The 18,953-nt window shown below is 54.0% G+C and carries 21 protein-coding genes; 13 read left to right on the top strand and 8 right to left on the bottom strand.

Going from position 1 to position 18,953, the window contains the following annotated elements; genetic code table 11:
* Positions 1 to 15: 15 nt before the first annotated feature.
* Positions 16 to 1,524, bottom strand: coding sequence for an exopolyphosphatase (gene ppx, locus CHH28_RS05250; protein ID WP_094059326.1), 1,509 nt, complete (start codon positions 1,522 to 1,524; stop codon positions 16 to 18).
* 245 nt (positions 1,525 to 1,769) lie between these two features.
* On the opposite strand from ppx, the gene trxA reads away from it, so the two are divergent.
* Both trxA and rho read left to right on the top strand, forming a co-directional pair.
* Positions 1,770 to 2,096, top strand: coding sequence for a thioredoxin TrxA (trxA, locus tag CHH28_RS05240; protein WP_094059324.1), 327 nt, complete (start codon positions 1,770 to 1,772; stop codon positions 2,094 to 2,096).
* Positions 2,097 to 2,250: 154 nt separating this feature from the next.
* Positions 2,251 to 3,510: a transcription termination factor Rho gene (gene rho / locus CHH28_RS05235; protein ID WP_094059323.1), complete on the top strand. Its 1,260-nt coding sequence runs from the start codon at positions 2,251 to 2,253 to the stop codon at positions 3,508 to 3,510.
* 107 nt (positions 3,511 to 3,617) lie between these two features.
* Here the strand turns inward: rho and rpoH are convergent, their stop codons facing one another.
* The 4 genes from rpoH to ftsY form a co-directional block, all read right to left on the bottom strand.
* The gene (gene rpoH / locus CHH28_RS05230) at positions 3,618 to 4,487 is read right to left on the bottom strand and encodes an RNA polymerase sigma factor RpoH (protein ID WP_094059322.1); all 870 of its coding nucleotides are present in this window, start codon (positions 4,485 to 4,487) and stop codon (positions 3,618 to 3,620) included.
* Positions 4,488 to 4,626: 139 nt separating this feature from the next.
* Complete coding sequence (ftsX, locus tag CHH28_RS05225) at positions 4,627 to 5,601, bottom strand: permease-like cell division protein FtsX (protein WP_157729787.1); 975 nt, start codon at positions 5,599 to 5,601, stop codon at positions 4,627 to 4,629.
* Complete coding sequence (gene ftsE / locus CHH28_RS05220) at positions 5,591 to 6,280, bottom strand: cell division ATP-binding protein FtsE (protein ID WP_094059320.1); 690 nt, start codon at positions 6,278 to 6,280, stop codon at positions 5,591 to 5,593. Before ftsE ends, ftsX begins: the two co-directional genes overlap by 11 nt.
* Before the next feature lie 24 nt (positions 6,281 to 6,304).
* A complete protein-coding gene (ftsY, locus tag CHH28_RS05215; RefSeq protein WP_094059319.1) occupies positions 6,305 to 7,669 on the bottom strand; it encodes a signal recognition particle-docking protein FtsY in 1,365 nt (454 codons plus the stop codon).
* A 119-nt stretch (positions 7,670 to 7,788) separates the two neighbouring features.
* Here ftsY and CHH28_RS05210 point away from each other — a divergent pair, with 119 nt between their 5' ends.
* The 3 genes from CHH28_RS05210 to CHH28_RS20025 are packed head-to-tail and all read left to right on the top strand — an operon-like array spanning position 7,789 to position 9,242.
* Complete coding sequence (locus CHH28_RS05210) at positions 7,789 to 8,547, top strand: hypothetical protein (RefSeq protein WP_094059318.1); 759 nt, start codon at positions 7,789 to 7,791, stop codon at positions 8,545 to 8,547.
* Complete coding sequence (gene rsmD, locus CHH28_RS05205) at positions 8,540 to 9,097, top strand: 16S rRNA (guanine(966)-N(2))-methyltransferase RsmD (RefSeq protein ID WP_094059317.1); 558 nt, start codon at positions 8,540 to 8,542, stop codon at positions 9,095 to 9,097. The genes CHH28_RS05210 and rsmD overlap by 8 nt, the downstream gene beginning before the upstream one ends.
* A gap of 13 nt (positions 9,098 to 9,110) precedes the next feature.
* Entirely contained in the window at positions 9,111 to 9,242 is a 132-nt protein-coding gene (locus CHH28_RS20025) for an acylphosphatase (protein ID WP_199244004.1), read from the top strand.
* A 10-nt stretch (positions 9,243 to 9,252) separates the two neighbouring features.
* Here the strand turns inward: CHH28_RS20025 and CHH28_RS05200 are convergent, their stop codons facing one another.
* Positions 9,253 to 9,813: a pilus assembly FimT family protein gene (locus tag CHH28_RS05200; protein WP_157729786.1), complete on the bottom strand. Its 561-nt coding sequence runs from the start codon at positions 9,811 to 9,813 to the stop codon at positions 9,253 to 9,255.
* Between the two features lie 138 nt (positions 9,814 to 9,951).
* Positions 9,952 to 12,135 carry a DNA helicase II gene (gene uvrD, locus CHH28_RS05195; RefSeq protein ID WP_094059315.1) on the bottom strand — a complete coding sequence of 728 codons (2,184 nt, stop codon included), beginning with the start codon at positions 12,133 to 12,135 and terminating at the stop codon, positions 9,952 to 9,954.
* A 177-nt stretch (positions 12,136 to 12,312) separates the two neighbouring features.
* Here uvrD and CHH28_RS05190 point away from each other — a divergent pair, with 177 nt between their 5' ends.
* The 4 genes from CHH28_RS05190 (at position 12,313) to CHH28_RS05175 (ending at position 15,494) form a co-directional block, all read left to right on the top strand.
* Positions 12,313 to 13,164, top strand: coding sequence for an SIS domain-containing protein (locus tag CHH28_RS05190; RefSeq protein WP_094059314.1), 852 nt, complete (start codon positions 12,313 to 12,315; stop codon positions 13,162 to 13,164).
* A gap of 285 nt (positions 13,165 to 13,449) precedes the next feature.
* A complete protein-coding gene (locus CHH28_RS05185) occupies positions 13,450 to 13,635 on the top strand; it encodes a PA3496 family putative envelope integrity protein (protein ID WP_094059313.1) in 186 nt (61 codons plus the stop codon).
* A 386-nt stretch (positions 13,636 to 14,021) separates the two neighbouring features.
* Complete coding sequence (locus tag CHH28_RS05180) at positions 14,022 to 14,837, top strand: substrate-binding periplasmic protein (RefSeq protein ID WP_157729785.1); 816 nt, start codon at positions 14,022 to 14,024, stop codon at positions 14,835 to 14,837.
* Positions 14,838 to 15,008: 171 nt separating this feature from the next.
* Positions 15,009 to 15,494: a GNAT family N-acetyltransferase gene (locus tag CHH28_RS05175; RefSeq protein ID WP_094059311.1), complete on the top strand. Its 486-nt coding sequence runs from the start codon at positions 15,009 to 15,011 to the stop codon at positions 15,492 to 15,494.
* Positions 15,495 to 15,596: 102 nt separating this feature from the next.
* Here CHH28_RS05175 and CHH28_RS05170 read toward each other — a convergent pair whose 3' ends face one another.
* Positions 15,597 to 16,514, bottom strand: a complete 918-nt coding sequence (locus CHH28_RS05170) for a LysR family transcriptional regulator (RefSeq protein WP_094059310.1) — start codon at positions 16,512 to 16,514, stop codon at positions 15,597 to 15,599.
* Positions 16,515 to 16,648: 134 nt separating this feature from the next.
* Here CHH28_RS05170 and CHH28_RS05165 point away from each other — a divergent pair, with 134 nt between their 5' ends.
* The 4 genes from CHH28_RS05165 (at position 16,649) to CHH28_RS05150 (ending at position 18,948) form a co-directional block, all read left to right on the top strand.
* Positions 16,649 to 17,137, top strand: coding sequence for a DoxX family protein (locus CHH28_RS05165; RefSeq protein ID WP_199244003.1), 489 nt, complete (start codon positions 16,649 to 16,651; stop codon positions 17,135 to 17,137).
* Positions 17,138 to 17,194: 57 nt separating this feature from the next.
* Complete coding sequence (locus tag CHH28_RS05160; RefSeq protein WP_094059308.1) at positions 17,195 to 18,142, top strand: glutathione S-transferase family protein; 948 nt, start codon at positions 17,195 to 17,197, stop codon at positions 18,140 to 18,142.
* Between the two features lie 186 nt (positions 18,143 to 18,328).
* Complete coding sequence (locus tag CHH28_RS05155; protein WP_094059307.1) at positions 18,329 to 18,664, top strand: 5-carboxymethyl-2-hydroxymuconate Delta-isomerase; 336 nt, start codon at positions 18,329 to 18,331, stop codon at positions 18,662 to 18,664.
* 62 nt (positions 18,665 to 18,726) lie between these two features.
* Positions 18,727 to 18,948: a VF530 family DNA-binding protein gene (locus tag CHH28_RS05150; protein ID WP_094059306.1), complete on the top strand. Its 222-nt coding sequence runs from the start codon at positions 18,727 to 18,729 to the stop codon at positions 18,946 to 18,948.
* Positions 18,949 to 18,953 lie beyond the last annotated feature (5 nt).

Raw genomic sequence — 18,953 nt, 5'->3', positions numbered from 1 at the left:
TAGCCCAGGGCAAGGCTAACCGCTAATGTGCAGCTCAAACCCCGCTGCGGCCAAGTAATCTCGTTCCATATTGAGGTCCTGAGTCGTCAGCGGGTGATCATCCAGCCAGGCCGATGGAAAGCTCAGCTCGATGCGCGTGTCATCCACAGCCAACTCTGGCACTGGCACCTCATGAGCACCACGACTGTGGTTCAACACCACCGCCAAACGCAGCAGCACGGCCAAGCGAATAAAGTGCGCGCGCCACTGGTTGGATACGGCATCGAACTCCGCCAAACGAAACTTACGCCGATGACTGCGCACCAGCATCGACAGCGCCGTTTGTCCTTGGCGGGTAAAGCCCAATAAGTCGCTATGCTGCAGCAAATACGCGCCGTGTTTATGAAAACCACTGTGGGTCAAACTTAAGCCGATCTCATGCAAACGCGCCCCCCACGACAGCCAAGCTGCCCAGCCATGATCCTGCAAACCCCAGCTGGACTGGACTTGGCGTAATAACGCTCGGGCCGTTGCGTCTACCCGCTGCGCTTGGGCCATATCGACATGAAAGCGCTCGGCCATGCTGCTCACCACCCGCTCACGCACATTTTCATGGCTGGAGCGGCCAATCAAGTCCCACAAAGCACCCTCTCGTAACGCGCCATCGGAGTAGTGAATTTGCTCAATGCCGAGGGTATCGAACACCGCCTGCAAAATGGCCAAGCCGCCGATGAAGACCTGCCGGCGCTCAGGTTTGATGCCCGGCAAATCAACGTCGTGAATGGTGTCGAAACCGAGCATCAATTTGCGCAATTTCTTTAAGTGCGCGCGGCTGATGCCTTCGCTGCTCCAGCCCTGAGCAATGATGGCCTGTTCAGCGGCTCGAATGGTGCCGGATGAACCAACCACGTTGTGCCAGCCGCGCTGCTTAAAGTTGGTTTCAATGTTCAGTAGCTCTTGCTTTGCCGCAGCCACAGCGGCGTCGAAACTCGCCTCGGTGATGTTGCCATCGACAAAATAACGCTGCGTAAACGACACACAGCCCATGTGCAGGCTTTCCAGCTCCAGCGGTTCAAAGCGCTCGCCGATAATAAACTCGGTACTGCCGCCGCCGATATCCACCACCAAGCGCTGACCGCGATCATCTGCCAGCGTGTGCGCCACACCCAGGTAGATCAGCCGAGCCTCTTCGCGGCCAGAAATCACTTCGATCGGATAGCCCAGCTCTTGCTCAGCACGATCAATAAACTGTTGCCGATTGCGAGCGGCTCGCAGTGCGTTAGTCGCCAGCACCGACACCCGCGCCGGGTCCATGCCCTGCAAACGCTGGGCAAACTCGCGCAAACACAGCAGGCCGCGCTGCTGCGCTTCTTCCGACAGCATGCCATTGGCATCTAGGCCAGCGGCCAGCTGCACCTTTTGACCGCGCTTCTCCAGCGTGCGAATGTCGCCTTGAAACGGCTGTGCAATGACCAAATGAAAGCTGTTGGAGCCCAGGTCGACAGCAGCCATGACTTGATCGTGTTGGGCGGATTGTTCTGACATTGTTTATCCCGGCTTGAAATTGGAGGCCTTCGTCCACATTAATGCGAATATGCAACGGGCCGGAGCGTTCGTCCAGAGCAACAGTCTGGTTCCCGTTGAACAAATTGATTCCCGGCAAGCGACGCGTACAATGCCGGATATCGATTTGACGCCAACCATTGGCAGCACAGCGTCGCCCCACTGGGCGCGTGTGATTCACTTTTTTGCTGTTGTTGCGCAACAGCCGACTTCCACAGGGGAATAGCATGAGCGATAAGATCATCAATGTGACCGACGACTCTTTTGAAGCAGACGTCCTCAAGTCAGACCTGCCTGTATTGGTAGACTTCTGGGCCGAGTGGTGCGGTCCTTGTAAAATGATCGCCCCAGTACTGGAAGAACTGGCCGAAGACTTTGCTGGCAAACTGACCATTGCCAAGCTGAACATCGACCAAAACGAAGCCACTGCGCCTAAGTTTGGTATCCGCAGCATCCCAACTTTGATCCTGTTCAAAGACGGCAATGCTGAAGCGACCAAAGTCGGTGCCATGAGCAAGTCTGACCTGGCAGCCTTCATCGAGCAGTCTCTGTAAGTTGATCAAAAAGGGCGCAATTGCGTCCTTTTTTCTATAGACACGTATGGTTTATGTGTCTATAGTCAACCTCGATCTAACGCCCTTCCTAGGCGAACCTCCCTGTTGCTCGCGCAATTTTCTCTAGAAACACAAACAATCAACCCGTATTCCTATGAATCTTTCCGATCTGAAACTGAAATCCGTTCCTGAGCTGTTAGAAATCGCTAAGTCGATGAAGCTGGAACACGTCAGCCGTACCCGTAAACAAGACATCATCTTTGCCATTTTGAAGAATCACGCCAAAAGCGGCGAAGACATCTACGGCGAAGGGGTACTGGAGATTCTGCAGGACGGCTTTGGTTTCTTGCGCAGCGCCAGCAGTTCTTACCTGGCTGGTCCAGACGATATTTACGTCTCACCGAGCCAGATTCGCCGCTTCAATCTGCGTAAAGGCGACAAGATTGCCGGTAAGATCCGCCCACCCAAAGATGGCGAGCGCTACTTCGCCATGCTTAAGGTCAACGAGATCAATGACGATAAGCCGGAAAACGCTAAGTCTAAGATTCTGTTTGAAAACCTGACGCCGCTGTTCCCGAATGAGCGCTTTATTCTGGAAGTCGGCAATGGCTCCACCGAAGACTTGTCATCACGCGTATTGGACCTGACCGCACCGATTGGTAAAGGTCAGCGTGGTCTGATCGTAGCACCGCCGAAAGCCGGTAAAACCATGCTGCTGCAAACCATTGCACAGTCGATTACCCGCAACAATCCAGAAAGCGACCTGATCGTTTTGCTGATCGATGAACGCCCGGAAGAAGTGACCGAAATGAGCCGCTCGGTACGCGGTGAAGTGGTTGCCTCAACCTTTGATGAGCCACCAGCACGCCATGTTCAGGTCGCTGAAATGGTGATCGAAAAGGCCAAGCGTCTGGTTGAGCACAAGCGTGATGTGGTGATTCTGCTCGACTCCATTACCCGTTTGGCACGCGCCTATAACACCGTTATCCCAAGCTCAGGTAAAGTCCTGACCGGTGGTGTCGACGCCAACGCGCTGGAAAAACCAAAGCGTTTCTTTGGTGCTGCGCGTAACGTCGAAGAAGGCGGCTCCTTGACCATCATCGCTACCGCTCTGGTCGACACCGGGTCGAAGATGGACGAAGTCATCTACGAAGAATTTAAAGGTACCGGTAACCAGGAACTGCACCTGGATCGTAAGATCGCTGAGAAGCGCATCTACCCAGCCATTAACATTCGCCGCTCGGGCACCCGTCGTGAAGACATGATGTTCCCAGAAGGCGAGCTGCAGCGTCTGTGGATCCTGCGCAAGCTGCTGAGCGAGATGGAAGACGTACAAGCCATCGAGTTTATCCTCGACAAGCTACGTCAGACCAAGACCAACGACGAGTTCTTCGACTCGATGCGTGGCAAATAAGCCACGCTCTGTTGCTAGGGATTTAGGGACTCAGTTACAGACTGAGTCGCAGACACAAAAAAGCCGCTGAGTTCAGCGGCTTTTTTATTGGGCACTTGTCAGAGCGATCAAGCTAACACTAGATCGGTACCAATCGCGCTCTTGAGCTTCTTCATCGCGTTCTTTTCCAGCTGGCGAATACGCTCAGCCGAGACGTTGTATACCGCCGCCAGCTCATGCAAGGTCGATTTGTCTTCATTCAACCATCGCTGCTGCAGGATGGCGCGGCTGCGGTCATCAAGCTGATCTAGGGCATTGGCCAAACGATCGTTAGCGTCCTGTTCATAGTTGTCATGCTCAACCAAACGCGCCGGATCATGGCTATGATCTTCGAGATAATAGGCCGGCGCCTGATACGCACTTTCGTCGTCGTCATCTACGCCTGCATCAAAGGCCGCATCATACGCGTGCAGACGGCCTTCCATTTCGAATACGGTTTTCTTTTCAACGCCCAGGTCAGAGGCAATAGCTTCCGCCTCGTCGTTGCTTAACCAGCCCAGGCTCTTTTTCTGACTGCGTAAGTTAAAGAACAGTTTGCGCTGTGCTTTGGTGGTCGCCACCTTAACGATGCGCCAGTTGCGCAAGATGTACTCGTGGATCTCGGCCTTAATCCAATGCACCGCAAAGGACACCAGTCGCACACCCACTTCAGGATTAAAGCGTTTGACCGCCTTCATCAGGCCGACGTTGCCTTCTTGGATCAAGTCTGCCTGGTTCAGTCCGTAGCCGGAGTAGCTGCGGGCGATATGCACAACAAAGCGCATATGCGACATAACCAGCTGCCGTGCTGCTTCCAGGTCACCCTCATAATGGAGACGCTCAGCCAGAGCTTTTTCTTCCTCTGGGCTCAGCACAGGGATCGCATTCACCGTGCTAATGTAAGCCTCCAGGTTGGCACCTGGTGACATAGCATTGATGGCTTGCAAGCCTTTGTTCATCGAACACTCCTGAAATAAGGATCGTTAATCGGGCTATTGATGGTCACCAACAGCGAGGGCTAGTCTAGCACTCGCGTTTTACGACCGCCAAGTCCGCAGAGAGTTCCTTTATGGAACAATCCGTACAGTTTTGTCAGTATTATGCCTGCGGCTCAATGTGATGAAGATGCCGACTCACCGACCACCAGGCACCAAGCCAAGCCATCACTACCGCAGCGCCCAATAATAACAGCGCCGCGCCGGCTGATAACGGCTGCAATGTAAAGGTTGAGCCATATAGCTCAGCCAGCGACATCACAGGTCCGCTGAGCAACCACCAACACAGCACCAACAGTAGCCAGCACATCAGGCCACCGACCATGCCAATCCACACCCCCAGGTACAGAAAGGGACGGCGTACATAAGCATTGGTGCCGCCGACCAGTTTAATCACACGGATTTCGTCCTCATGCGCGGCGATCGATAGCCGCACGGTGTTGCCGACTACCAGCACAATCGCCAACGCCAGCAGACTGCCCAGTACCCAGATCATGCGCTCTCCGAGCTGCAAGATGGCCAGCAATCGCTGCACCCAGCGCATATCAACCTGGACATCGTCCACCAAGGGTTGCTCAGCCAGGCGTAACCTCAATCCTTCCAGCGCTTGTGGCTGCAAGCCGAGTGGCGGCTCTACTAAGATCACCGCAGGCAGCGGGTTTTCCGACAGCAATTCTAATGCAGCGCCCAAACCGGTGGATGCCTGAAACTCAGCCAACGCTTGCTCGGCGCTCACATAATCTGCCGCAGCGACTTGTGACCAGCCATCGATTTTGGTGGCGAGTTGCTGCCCTTGCGCATTGCTAATGCCAGGCTGCAAATACACCGACATGCGCCCGGATTGCTGCAATTGACCACCCAACTGCTGCACATTGTCGACAGTCATCCACAGTGCGCCCGGCAACGTTAAGGCGATGGCCACGACCAACCAGGTCAAAATAGTGGTGGTGGGTTTTTGCAACAACTTGAGCAGAGTTTCCACCGCCACCAGCTGATGATTGGCAAACCAGGCTTTCAAACGATGCACGGTACCGATACGTTGCTCAGAGGCGCCTTGTTGCACCGGCTTATCCGCCATAGATATCGTCCTCCACCGCATTGCCACCGGCGACTAACTGCCCGTGATCCAAAATCAAACGCCGATGCCCCATCTGCTCAATCAGTGCGATGTCGTGGGTAGCAATCAATACGGTCACGCCCACTTGTTGAAAGCGAACGAACAAGTCCATGATTTCGGCCGACAGCTCTGGGTCGAGGTTACCGGTGGGTTCGTCGGCTAACAGTAATGCAGGTTTGTTAACCACCGCGCGAGCGATGCCAACGCGTTGTTGCTCACCGCCCGACAGTTCGATTGGGGTGCGTGCTTCTTTGCCCAAAAGGCCAACGGAGTCGAGTGCCGCGCGTACCCGCCGAGCCGCTTCCGCCGGGCTGAAACCTGCAATCTGTAACGGCAAGGCGACATTATCGAACACGGTACGATCGAACAGCAGTTGGTGATTTTGAAACACCACGCCGATCTTGCGGCGATGAAACGGCACCTGCCCTGGGCGCAATGAGGCCAGATCTTGGCCATCAACAAAGACTTTGCCGCGCGATGGTCGGTCCATCAGCATCATCAGCTTCAGTAAGGTGCTTTTACCGGCGCCGCTGTGGCCAGTCAGAAAGGCGAACTCACCACGTCCCAGTTCGAAGTTGACGCCGCTGAGCGCGTCGCGGCCACCCGGGTAACGCTTGCTCACGCGCTCAAAGCGCACCATCGCTTCACTCACAGTGACTTACCGCTAGTCGTCGTTGCGAAACAGAGCGCGGGTAAACTCATCGGCGTCGAATGGACGCAAGTCATCAATGCCTTCCCCCACACCGATGTAGCGCACAGGCAAGCCAAACTGCTTCGCCAGCGCAAAGATGATACCGCCCTTAGCGGTGCCATCCAGCTTGGTTAAGGTCAGCCCGGTGACACCAATCAATTGCTGAAACTGCTTGGCCTGATTGATGGCGTTTTGGCCAGTACCGGCATCCAGCACCAGCATCACCTCATGCGGAGCGCTGTCGTCGAGCTTTTTCATCACCCGCACGACTTTTTCCAGCTCTTGCATCAAGTTATCTTTGTTGTGCAAACGGCCAGCGGTATCAGCGATCAAGACATCAGCGCCGCGCGACTGGGCCGCCTGCACCGCGTCATAAATCACCGAGGCAGAGTCCGCGCCAGTATGCTGCGCGATCACCGGCACATCATTGCGCTCGCCCCATACTTGCAGCTGCTCCACCGCTGCAGCGCGGAATGTATCACCCGCCGCGAGCATCACGCTTTTGCCTTCGCTCTGGAACTGCTTGGCCAGCTTACCAATGGTGGTGGTCTTGCCCACGCCGTTGATGCCCACCATCAAGATCACGTACGGCTTATTACCCGCTTCTAAGTTGAGCGGCTTCTGCACACTAGTCAGCATGCTCGCCAACTCGGTGGTCAGCGCCTCGTACAAAGCGTCGGAATCGCTAAGCTCATTGCGACTAACGCGACGGGTCAGACCGGCCATAATTTCCGTGGTCGCTTCTACGCCAACATCGGCCATGATCAGCTGAGTTTCGAGTTCTTCCAGCAGATCGTCGTCGATCTCTTTTTTACCAATCAGCAGGTCCGCCAGCCCTTCGGTAAAGTTGCTGCGTGTCTTGCTCAGACCTTGGCGAATGCGGCTAAAGAAACCGGCTTTTTTCGGTTTCTCGGCTTCTGGCGCAGGCGTTGGTACTGGCTCAGGCGTTGGTGCTGGCTCAGGTGTTGGTTCTGGCGCAGGCGTTGGTTCTGGCGGAGGCGTTGGTTCTGGCGCAGGTGTTGGTTCTGGCGCAGGTGTTGGTTCTGGCGCAGGTGTTGGTTCTGGCGCAGGTGTTGGTTCTGGCGCAGGTGTTGGTTCTGGCGCAGGTGTTGGTTCTGGCGCAGGCGTTGGTTCTGGCGCAGGCGTTGGTGCTGGAGCAGGCGCTGGTTCGGGCTCAGATGTGGCTGGCTGCACTGACTCGGCGCTGGCCTGCTCCACCGCATCGGCGGCTTCGACGGTGTTAGGAACCTCGGGCGCTTCCTGGGTCTCTACCACCTCGGGTTGTGACTGGGCTTGTTCCGCCGCTTTCTTCTTTTTACGCTTAAAAAAGTCAAACATGTGGGCACGGTCTCGATTGGCTCGACAACCACCGACCGCTGAAAAGGTCGGCAGTTCAAAAAACAGGCCGCTATCCTACCACTAACCGCCCCCGCCCGGTCACACCTGAAGGAGATTCTGTGCGTTTCAGCCGCCCAACTCTGACCGTCATCATGCTCAGCTCGATGCTGCTGATTGTGATCATCAACTTGCGTCATCAACATCAGCAGGACATGCCACTGGAGCCAATGTCGTTGGCACCGCTGGCGCAACAGGTATGGGACACTTGGCGCACACAAGAAGGCGTGCAGATATGGCATGCCATGCAGGCCGGTCAGACTGGCCAGCTGACATTGTTGTTCGACGACGGCTCCACTGGCCAACAGCCATTAAGCAGCGACGATTGGGCGCAGCAACTGCGGGCGCTGCCGCCAGCCAGCCAAGCGCGCAGCGCGACCATGTTGTTGCACGGCCCCTGGACACAACAAGAAGCACAGGCGATGGCGGCTTATATAGTGCAACATCAGCGCCTGACCGCACTCACCCATCGCAGCAGTGAATTGCTGATTTGCATTGCCGAGCAACTGCCAGGCGCGCTGTGGATCGCCGAACAACAGGGGCGGGATTGGCATCAACTGGCTGAGCTGCAGCCACTGACGGAACCAAGCTGGCCAGACCGCAACCAGTGGCAAAGCTGGCGCCAACAGCAAGCCCAACGCTTGCGCCAGGCGTGGCTTTCCACTGCGGGTCAGATCGACATTCGCCGCCATCTTGCCTACCATCGCTGGTCAGAAGACGTGTATCGACAACTGTATCAGTCGCTGGCCGATAGTCAGCGTACCGCCCCCCAGCAAGCGCAGCAGTGCTTGCTTTCGACATTGAGTAACACCCGTGAGTAAGACTCCCAATCAGCAACTCAGAATCATCGGCGGCGAATGGCGCTCACGCCGACTGCGCTTTCCGGCGATTGATGGCCTGCGCCCGACCATGGACCGAGTGCGCGAAACACTGTTTAACTGGCTGCAGTTCGATATTGAAGGCGCACGCGTGTTAGACGCCTTTGCCGGCAGCGGCGCTCTTGGCTTTGAAGCCTTGTCACGCGGCGCCAAAGAAGTGGTTTTTCTGGAGAAAAATCCCAAAGCCGCACTGCAACTGAAGGACAATTTAAAAACGTTGCAGGCACGCAATGCCCAGGTGTGGGCTGGCGATGCGCTGTTGTGGCTGGCCGATAACCCAGAGCCCTACGATCTGGTCTTTCTCGACCCGCCGTTTGGCCAGAACTTGCTGCAACCGGCGCTGCAGCAGCTCACGCTGTTGCCAGGCGCACTGGTCTATATCGAACATGAAAGCCAGCTCAGCCCTGACTTGCCGGCGCATTGGCAACAGCGTAAACGCAAAGACACCAAAGAATTCAGCTTCGCGCTCTATGAGGTGGGTTCCCAAGACTAACGGTTGCCTAGTCATGGACCCCAGCGCTGAGCTGGAACGGCTGCTGGAATATCTGCACCAAGGGCCGCCCAATGCGCGTGTCGATCAGGTAGAGCTGCAGTGGCTCGAGCAGCAGCCGAATGTGGCTGGTTTCACCACCGGCTAATAAGCCAATGTCAGCACGCTGCCAGCCGAGGGTGCTGGCCACAAACTCGCACACTGCCATCGCGTGAGTCGTATTGAATGACCAGCTGGGCAGTGTTGCGATTGCCACTGTCACCACCAGCACGGTACACATACGAGCACACCCGGTTGCCAGTGTGGCGATAGGCTTGGTAGTCGAGCACGCTGGTATTGTGGGCTACGCTGGGCGCGGCGCTCAATACACCGCTCCAGACGCCGGCACAACCACGTGGCCCGCGACCGATATTCTCGTTGCCATTGCCTTTGTCGATACCGATCGGATAGCCAAGATTATTGGTGTCGACATTGCCCTCACCGAAGCCGGCCAAATTCTGAACCCGGCTGCCATGGCCTTGGCTGGCAAACACCGTACGCGCCAGCTTTACACCAGACTGCAATGCGGCCGCCACTCCTTGTACCTGTGCCAGTTCGGCCTCGTCACTGACATCGCTAAAGCGTGGCAGCGCCAACGCCGCCAGCAAGCCCACAATGACCAGTGTGATGAGCAACTCAATGAGGGTAAAACCGCGCGGCGAGTACAGGCAAGAACGCACAAAACAACTCCGAAACAACTGCAGACCAGTATAGCGGCCGCTACAGCGGCGCCGCTAGCGCAGCGCCCAGCGGTACAGTCGCCGGGCTAAGCGTGTGGGCTAGAGCTGCGGGCTGAAGTTACGGGATGAAGGTACGGGCTAGAGCGTCTGCAACTTGGCGAAGCTAACCACCAGCCACTTACTACCGGCGTCGTCGAAATTGATCTGCACTCTCAGCCCTGGCCCTTGGCCTTCAAACTGCAGCACCGTGCCTTCACCAAACATTTCATGAAACACCCGTTGCCCCAGCTGGAATGGCAAACCGGCATCCAACATCGCCGGGCGTTCAGTGCGCGGTTTTTCGCGCGCAGTCAGCGGCCGGCTGATGCTGTTCTTCAGGCGTACTTCTTCCACCAGCTCCGCTGGAATTTCACGAATAAAGCGCGACGGTGTGCTGTAGTTTTCTTGCCCATGTAAACGGCGACTTTCAGCGTGGGTCAGCACCAGCTTGCTCATTGCGCGAGTGATGCCGACGTAAGCCAAACGTCGCTCTTCTTCCAGACCGTCGGCATCGTCCATCGACATTTTGTGCGGAAACAGCCCCTCTTCCATACCCGTCAGCACCACCAACGGAAATTCCAATCCCTTAGCCGAGTGCAACGTCATCATTTGCACTGCGTCTTCATGCTCGTCGGCTTGGCCTTCGCCAGCATCCAGGGCAGCGTTGTCGAGGAAGATAGCCAACTCACTGGCTTCATCATCCTCGTCGAGTTCGTCATCGCTTTCAAACTGACGAGCGGCGTTGATCAGCTCGTCTAGGTTGTCGAGGCGCGCTTGGCCCTTTTCGCCTTTTTCCTTGCGGTGATGCTCGATCAAGCCACTTTGCTCAATGGCGCGATCGACGATTTCATGCAGGTCCAGCTCGTCAATGCCGATGCTCATTTCATCAATCAGATCGAGAAAGCTTTGGATGGCATTGGCCGCCCGCTTTGGCACCATGCTTAGCGACGCCACTTCCGCTGCAGCTTGCCACATGGAGCAGCCTTGCTCACGGGCGTGAGAACGAACGATATCGACGGTTTTCTCACCTATGGCGCGTGCCGGTACATTGATGACTCGCTCCATCGCGGCATCGTCGTGGCGGTTGAGCAACAAGCGTAAATAGGCGGTGGCGTTTTTGATTTCCAGACGCTCGTAGAAGCGCTGACCGCCATAAATGCGGTACGGAATCGCGGCGCGTAAAAACGCTTCTTCCAGCGTGCGTGATTGCGCATTGGAACGGTACAGCACAGCAAAGTCGCGACGGTCGCGGCCGTTACGCGACCAGTCGTCGACCAAGTCGGCGATGTAGCGCGCCTCATCTTGCTCATTGAAGGCGCTATACAATGCGATTTTATCGCCATCGTCGCCGGTGGTTTTCAGTTCTTTGCCCAAACGCCCTTGGTTATTGGCGATAACGGCATTGGCGGCATCGAGAATGGTGGCGGTGGAGCGGTAGTTCATTTCCAGCTTAATCAGCTCGGCGCCAACGAAGTCTTGCTGGAAGTTACGAATGTTGTCGATGTTAGCGCCGCGCCAGCCGTAAATGGATTGGTCATCGTCGCCCACCGCCATCACGGACACGCGATTTCCGGCCAACAAGCGAATCCAAGCGTATTGAATGTTGTTGGTGTCTTGAAACTCGTCCACCAAAATATGGCGGAAACGTTGCTGGTAATGCTCCAATAATTCTGGGTTATTGAGCCACAGCTCATGGGCGCGCAGCAGTATTTCGCCAAAATCCACCAAGCCGTTCTGCTGGCAGTTTTCTTCGTACAGATGATAGATTTCCTGCATGGTACGGGCGAACGGGTCAGACGACGGAATCACATGAGCAGCGCGGCGGCCTTCGTCTTTATGACCGTTGATGTACCACTGCACTTGCTTGGGTGGAAATCGGCTGTCGTCGTAATTGTTGGCGCGCATGATGCGTTTGACCAAACGCAGCTGATCGTCGCTATCGAGTACCTGAAAGTATTGTGGCAGGTTGGCTTCGCGCCAATGCTGCTTTAACAAGCGGTGCGCCAAGCCGTGAAAGGTGCCCACCCACATGCCATTGCTGGGCACATCTAACAGCTGTTCCAAACGACCGCGCATCTCGCGTGCGGCCTTATTGGTGAAGGTCACAGCCATCAACGCAAAAGGCGACACATTTTCCACCGCCAGTAGCCAAGCGATGCGCTGTACCAACACCCGAGTCTTACCGGAGCCCGCACCGGCCAGTACCAGCTGATGCTTCGAACTGGCGGCAACGGCATTGCGTTGGCCGTCGTTTAATTGGTCAAGAAGTAATTCAATATCCATAGGAGCCCCGGGGTTACAGACCTGAACCAGACTGCTCTGGCCGCGTCGCAGTCTACCAAAGACTGTACATTTATACATCTACTGAGCCGTCAACAGGCCCGCTGGCAGCGGCGCAGACAACGGTGGTCATCTTGAACGGCTGCTCTATAATCGCCACAAACAGCAGAGACGCCGATCGTGAGTAATCGCCCCATTCTGAGTGAGATCGCCGCCGCCATCACCGGGCTGCGCAAGTCTGAAGTGAAGGTTGCCGAGTTCGTACTGAAGGCACCGCAGCAAGTGATGCACATGCGCATTGTCGATCTTGCGCAGGAAGCACAAGTCAGCGAACCGACCATTGTGCGTTTCTGCCGCGCCATTGGCTGCAATGGCTTCCAAGAGTTTAAAGTACGCATTGCCCAGGAAATGGCCATCGCCAACAACATTGGCCAGTTTGCCATTGCCGACGACGACGGCATTGCCGACATCTGCAACAAGATTGCCGACACCACCATCCAACGCCTGCATCAGGTCAAAGCACAGCTGCAAGCCGAACAAGTCAGCAATGCCTCGGCGGCCATCAGCGCCGCCCAACGGGTGGAGTTTTATGGCTTTGGCGCCTCTGGTGCCGTCGCCATCGATGCGCAACATAAGTTCTTTCGCCTACAGGTGGCCACCGCGGCCTACAGCGATCCGCACATGCAGGCCATGTCTGCGGTGACCTTGAGTGATCGCGACGTGGTAGTGGCTATTTCGCAAAGTGGTCGCACCAAGGACCTGCTGCACTCAGTGCAACTGGCGCAACAGCACGGGGCGCGCGTGGTCAGCCTGGCGCCAGCGAATACGGCGTTGAGCCAGATGGCAGAGCTGCCAATTTATATCGACATCGAAGAAGATACCGAGAAGTTCACCCCCATGACGTCGCGCATCGCCCACCTGATGGTGATCGATATGCTGGCCGTCGCCGTTACCCAGCGTCGTGGTCCAGAGTTTGCCGAACACCTGAACGCCATCAAGCGCAGCATACGTTCGCTGCGGCTAGAAAGCTGACCAAACCAACTGGACGATTAGCGACAAATCATTGTAGCGACGCTTAGCGACCTTTCATAAAAACATTGGCACTTAAGTACCACCTGTAGATTAAAAGCGTTGAGCTGTAACGACTTACAGGCAGTTTATAAAGTACTGACAATCGTTCAATGGCCGCATTGTCACATTGGACTTACGGCTATTTGCTGTCATGCTTTTGCAACCAATAACAATAACAATCACAGAAACCGGGTTAGCCCAGACAACTCTGAGTGACTCTGTGAAGCCAAAAAAAAGGAAAATACAATGGAAGCAGCTCTGAAAAATGCAGCCCATGAAGAAGTTGTATCGTTTGACCAGGAAGGTAACGTCGTTGTTAACAAGGACTGTCAGATGTCCAAAAAGCTGATGGCCCGGCGCGCCATTGAAGCTCACTTAGAGCGCAAGCGTCTGGAAAAGAACTTCGACGAGCATTATTTCGAAGACATGTAAAAGAATCCGCTACGCGGATTTTTTCGTTTCTGGAGCCTGCATTACTGGCGCTCATGCGCCGGCTTGGCTTCGTATTCCTCTGCCATTAGCGCTGCAATTGGCAACCGCTGCTTGGTGAAGGCCTTGTCGTGGTGTTATCCCCATAGATCAATGGCTGTAAGCCTCATCCACAGCACTGTGTCTGCGACTCTTCTAGCTGCGTACTTCTATCAACAGCGCTGCCACGGCGTTAAAACACCGCAATCAGACTATTTTGCATACCCCAAAATCAATGGCCTTGACCTTGGTATGACCAGTTGTAACAACCGCTGGGCCTTGCTGGGTTCTGCTCTACACTGACAAAAGCACCACCATTCATTGCAGCGTTATTCATGGTCTCAGGTCTGATGGCAGTATTTCAGCGTTACCGTCGTTGTTGCGTCAGCGTTTGCTTAGCCGCATTGCTCATTCTCGGCTGCTCTCGTGCTAGCGCTGCAGAGCTGTCGACGTTGCATGCCTGCGAGGATGCGGCGTGGCCGCCCTACACCTATCTAAAAGGCGAGCAAGTTCAAGGCGCCAGTTACCGGCTGTTGCAAGCGGTCAGTCAACGTTTAGGTCAATCGCTGCAATTTCATGTTATGCCATGGAAACGCTGTCTGGCTCAGGTGTTTGCTTACCCTAAGACCGACGTTGAAATGTTCATTAATGGCAGCGCTAATGATGAGCGTATGCGGCAGTTTTTACGCACCGTGCCAGTGTTCGCCGTGCGCCCTGGTTACGCTTTTCACCGCGATAACAGCCAGCGTTTCGAGCATATTTACAGCATTAAAGATTTTAATGATCTACATGTCTGCGGTGTGATGGGTTACAACTACGAATATGCACGCCAGCAAGGCCTCACCAGCACCATCAACACGCGCTCAACCAACGTCCAGCAAGTCATTAATCGTGTTATTGAGAAAAAGTGCGATGTCATGCTCACCACCTTCGAAGTCATTCAAGGCGGACTTGAAATTGGCTCGTTATCCGCATCGCATGACTTTATCTATCGAGTGGCACCAGCACTGGACGCCACCTTGGTTTATTATTGGATTTCTCGCACATCACCGCGCGCTGAAACACTGCTGCAAGAGATAAATACAGCCATTGTGCAGCTACAAAAAGAGGGCGAAGCCGACAAAATATTCAAACGGTATTTACCAGAAGGAGATGGCTTAGAGTAAGCTCACCCAATCGGAATACCAGAAATTTACACAATACTGCTTATTCACAATTAGCAATTTTATAATACCTCCCTAAAATGCCCTCTGCTGGGAAGTGGAATTTCTCTCATCTTTTCAACCCCAATCTTTCCAACTCCCACCCTTCCAATTCTCAAGTTCCCATCAAACCACATGAGTAACATTGCAATGACTCGCTTAATTCCGATAACACGCGAAAACGCGCACCACGCGTTGGCTATCAAGGCAGGCAAAGAAGATGTCTGTTTTTTGCACTACAACACCCACTGGATAGGCCACCACATTGCCAATGAGCGCATAAAATGTGACTTAATTGAGCATAACAATAGCTTCGTTGGCATAGTCGCCTACGGCCCTGCGTTTCAGGACGGCTATTTGCTGGTTCCCGAAGCACAGGAAGTCGCTGAACTGCATCACTTATTGATTCAACCTGAGTCGCAGCGCTCTGGCATTGGGCAACAGGTCGTTCAGCAAGTTGCGCAATATCTGCTACAACAAGGTCATACACAACTGCGTGTTGCCCATCACCCAGAGGCTGAAAAAGCGGCGAAGTTTTATCAGAAACTCGGCTTTCATGAGATCAGCAAGAACTATGAAGACGATACCATGCTAAGTATTCAGTTGTCTGACTTGAGCTGATTTTGGATAACGTATGACCACTATTAACATAGCTATTTTAACGGGGGCCCGACTCGGGCCTCCCCCTGTGTTTTTAGTGAAAGGACTGCTGTCTTACCCCAATTACACTTGATCAAACTGATCCCAATATGGCGGATCGCCAAAATAGCCACTCAAAAAATCGATAAACACTCTCAGCTTTGGTGCCACTAGCTTGCGGTGTGGATATACCGCATACAGCCCCAGTGGTTCGACTTCAAAATCATCAAGAATGGTGATGAGCTGTCCTTGACGAAGGGCCTCTCCGACAATAAATGTTGGTTGCAACACATACCCATCACCGACTACAGCGGCTGATTTTAACACCTCGCCATTGTTGGCCACCATGGCCGATGGTTTGCTGTGCGCATATGACTTTAGCACCTGTATTAATTGCGAGTTTGCCGGTTCAAACTCCATATAGCTATAGCGCAGAAAGTGTTCCGCATTTAAATCTTCCGGCTGATTCGGTACACCGTTTGCGCGTAAATAACTGGGGGAGGCGCACATTACCAATCGCACCGGTGCGATTTTCTTGGCGACCAAAGAAGAGTCTTTTAAATGGCCGATTCGCAATACCACATCAAAACCTTCCTCCACCACATCCACTTTGCGATCGCTTAATTCCAGATTCACACAGACATCTGGGTAGTGCTGTTTAAAGGATTGCAGCAGCGGCGCTAGGTGCAGTGTCGAAAAGGATACCGGCGCACTGATGTTAAGGCGACCACTGATAGCCCCCTGATATTGGCTGAAGTGGTTTTCCATATCGGCATAGCTTTCCAGTATGCGCCGGGCGTGCAGCAACGCCTGTTGGCCTGCTTCAGTGAGATGAACACGGCGTGTGGTGCGATTAAACAAGCGCACACTGAGCTGTGATTCCAGCTCCGACACATACTTACTCACCAACTGATTCGAGCTATTCAGCTTGTGAGCAGCGCGGGTAAAGCTGCCCTCTTCCGCCACCGCCAGCAAGGCTTTCAACAGCTCTAATCTGTCCATCAATACCTCATTGCAAACAATTCATTGGCAATCATCCAATGATAGCCAGATTTATCTCGCCTATCACGATCAATAACATGGTTTCCAAGCTAACGAGCACAAGGCTCAGGCAAACACACCCCGAGGACATGACAATGAAAAACTTCTCTCTGTTATCTGTATTTCATTCGAACGCAGGTCTGGCCGCTACGGTACTGCGTGTACCGGTAGGCATCATTCTCGCTGCCCACGGCGCGCAAAAACTGTTTGGTTGGTTTGGAGGCTATGGCCTAGAAGGCACCGGCCAATGGATGGCCAGCATCGGTCTAGAGCCTGGTTTTATCATGGCTCTGGCGGCAGGCAGCGCTGAGTTTTTTGGCGGGTTGGCATTGGTAGCCGGGCTGGCTACACGCCCAGCCGCAGCGGTGAGTGCCTTCACCATGTTGGTGGCCATATTCAGCGTGCACATTAGCCACGGCTTGTTCCTGAGCAACAATGGCTACGAATACGCACTAGCCTTATTTGCAGCCACCTCAGCACTCACCCTGCAAGGAGCTGGGCGCTTTGCCATGGATAACTGGCTGGCCGAGCGTTTGCGCGCAGGCCAGTCCATGCACACCACACCGCGCCAGCAACTGGCCTAATCCCAAACACCAGGCCCTCCCGGCTACAGCCGGGGCCATCACTCAGAGGACAACCCCATGTTAGTAAACGGTAAGTGGCAAGAAAACTGGCAGCCGGTGCAAAACAAAGACGAAAAAGGCCGTTTTATTCGTCAAACTTCGTCTTTTCGCCATTGGATTACTGCCGACGGCGCCGCAGGGCCAAGCGGTGATGCTGGTTTTAAAGCAGAAAAAGATCGTTACCACCTATACGTGGCTTATATCTGCCCATGGGCCAGTCGTACCCTAATGGCACGCACGTTAAAAGGGCTAGAGGACATTATTAGTGTCTCGGTGGTGAATCCACAATTGAGCGAGCAAGGTTGGCAATTCGGTGGCTTTGAAGACAGCGACCAGGACGCTCTCAATCATGCCGACTTTATGCATCAGATTTATACCCAGGTCGACACTAACTACACTGGACGCGCGACCGTACCCGTGCTGTGGGATAAAAAAACGCACACCATCGTCAATAACGAATCGGCGGATATTATCCGCATTTTCAACAGTGCTTTTGTCGACATCGTCGATCAAGGTCCCAACTTAGTGCCTGAGCATTTATCGGCGGATATCGAAGCGTTAAACAGCTACATTTATTCTGAGTTAAATAATGGCGTCTATCAAGCAGGATTCGCCTCTACGCAACAAGCTTATGACGAGGCTTATACCAACGTATTTAGTGCTCTGGACACGCTGGATGATCGACTGAGCGACGGCCGTGCGTATTTATTTGGCGAGCAGCTCACAGAATCTGACATACGACTGTTTGTTACCCTGATTCGTTTTGATGTCGCGTATCATGGCTTGTTTAAGTGCAATCGTAACTTGATAAAGGACATGCCTTTCCTGCACGCATATATGCACCGCATCCTTGCCATTGACGGCATTGCACAGACGGTGAATATCCAGCACATTAAAGCGGGCTATTACTCCATCAAGGCGTTAAATCCGAATGGCATCGTACCCACCGGCCCGCTGTCTTTTTAGGTCGGACAGGCAGGTTGGAGACTTCTACACAACAAGGTGGAAAGAAAAGGCGGGAAAGAAACGCAGCAAAGAAAGACGGAAAGGAGAATCGGAAAGGAGAGTTGCTGTCATAGCCAGGAGGGCTGTGGCACTATCCACCGTCAGTCCGCCGTCAGTTCTGCCAACATATTTAACCAAGGATGTCAGATGCCACATTGCATTATCGAACATTCACACAATCTGCCCGCCAGCGACCTGATCGATAAGGTTCACCAAGCTGCCGTTGCCTCCGAGCTGTTTTCCATTGAGGGCAGTGATATCAAAGTTCGCTCGATACCTTACAGCCATTATAAGACTGGCAGCGTCGATATTAGCTTTGTACACGCCACACTGAGAATTTTGCCGGGCAGAACGGCTGAGCAGAAATCACGGTTGTCTCACTTAGTGCTGGAACAACTGCGATTAGACATCCACTCTGACTGCTCAATTTCAGTAGAGGTGGTGGATATTGACGGTGATAGTTACGCCAAAGTGGTGGTTTAACGGTCGACCTGTGGCCAATATCATCTGGTACACTGAGCTGCTGTCCCGAAGGAATCCCAACCATGAGCCAAGAACAACCCAATAACCCTTTGCACGGGTTAACGCTTGAAAAAATTTTACTGCGTTTGCAGGAGCACTACGGCTGGGATGGCCTGCACGCAGAAGTGCAAATCAACTGCTTTCGCAAAGACCCATCCATTAAGTCTTCGCTGAAGTTTTTGCGCCGCACTCAGTGGGCCAGAGACAAGGTTGAAGCCTTGTACATCAGCACTTTCTGCTCATAGCGGCG

It is taken from the genome of Bacterioplanes sanyensis (assembly GCF_002237535.1).
Taxonomy (GTDB): domain Bacteria; phylum Pseudomonadota; class Gammaproteobacteria; order Pseudomonadales; family Oceanobacteraceae; genus Bacterioplanes; species Bacterioplanes sanyensis_A.
The sequence above is the reverse complement of the archived record's forward strand: the minus strand, read 5'-3'. Positions and strand labels throughout refer to the sequence as shown.

Bases quoted from the DNA above. Each gene is read 5' to 3' on its own strand.
- CHH28_RS05175 (WP_094059311.1), top strand. From the start codon at position 15,009: ATGAGTAACATTGCAATGACTCGCTTAATTCCGATAACACGCGAAAAC.
- ftsX (WP_157729787.1), bottom strand. From the start codon at position 5,601: ATGGCGGATAAGCCGGTGCAACAAGGCGCCTCTGAGCAACGTATCGGT.
- CHH28_RS05170 (WP_094059310.1), bottom strand. From the start codon at position 16,514: ATGGACAGATTAGAGCTGTTGAAAGCCTTGCTGGCGGTGGCGGAAGAG.
- CHH28_RS05185 (WP_094059313.1), top strand. From the start codon at position 13,450: ATGGAAGCAGCTCTGAAAAATGCAGCCCATGAAGAAGTTGTATCGTTT.
- CHH28_RS20025 (WP_199244004.1), top strand. From the start codon at position 9,111: ATGGACCCCAGCGCTGAGCTGGAACGGCTGCTGGAATATCTGCACCAA.
- CHH28_RS05165 (WP_199244003.1), top strand. From the start codon at position 16,649: ATGAAAAACTTCTCTCTGTTATCTGTATTTCATTCGAACGCAGGTCTG.
- CHH28_RS05180 (WP_157729785.1), top strand. From the start codon at position 14,022: ATGGCAGTATTTCAGCGTTACCGTCGTTGTTGCGTCAGCGTTTGCTTA.
- CHH28_RS05160 (WP_094059308.1), top strand. From the start codon at position 17,195: ATGTTAGTAAACGGTAAGTGGCAAGAAAACTGGCAGCCGGTGCAAAAC.
- rho (WP_094059323.1), top strand. From the start codon at position 2,251: ATGAATCTTTCCGATCTGAAACTGAAATCCGTTCCTGAGCTGTTAGAA.
- rpoH (WP_094059322.1), bottom strand. From the start codon at position 4,487: ATGAACAAAGGCTTGCAAGCCATCAATGCTATGTCACCAGGTGCCAAC.
- CHH28_RS05150 (WP_094059306.1), top strand. From the start codon at position 18,727: ATGAGCCAAGAACAACCCAATAACCCTTTGCACGGGTTAACGCTTGAA.
- ftsY (WP_094059319.1), bottom strand. From the start codon at position 7,669: ATGTTTGACTTTTTTAAGCGTAAAAAGAAGAAAGCGGCGGAACAAGCC.
- trxA (WP_094059324.1), top strand. From the start codon at position 1,770: ATGAGCGATAAGATCATCAATGTGACCGACGACTCTTTTGAAGCAGAC.
- ftsE (WP_094059320.1), bottom strand. From the start codon at position 6,280: ATGGTGCGCTTTGAGCGCGTGAGCAAGCGTTACCCGGGTGGCCGCGAC.
- ppx (WP_094059326.1), bottom strand. From the start codon at position 1,524: ATGTCAGAACAATCCGCCCAACACGATCAAGTCATGGCTGCTGTCGAC.
- CHH28_RS05155 (WP_094059307.1), top strand. From the start codon at position 18,329: ATGCCACATTGCATTATCGAACATTCACACAATCTGCCCGCCAGCGAC.
- uvrD (WP_094059315.1), bottom strand. From the start codon at position 12,135: ATGGATATTGAATTACTTCTTGACCAATTAAACGACGGCCAACGCAAT.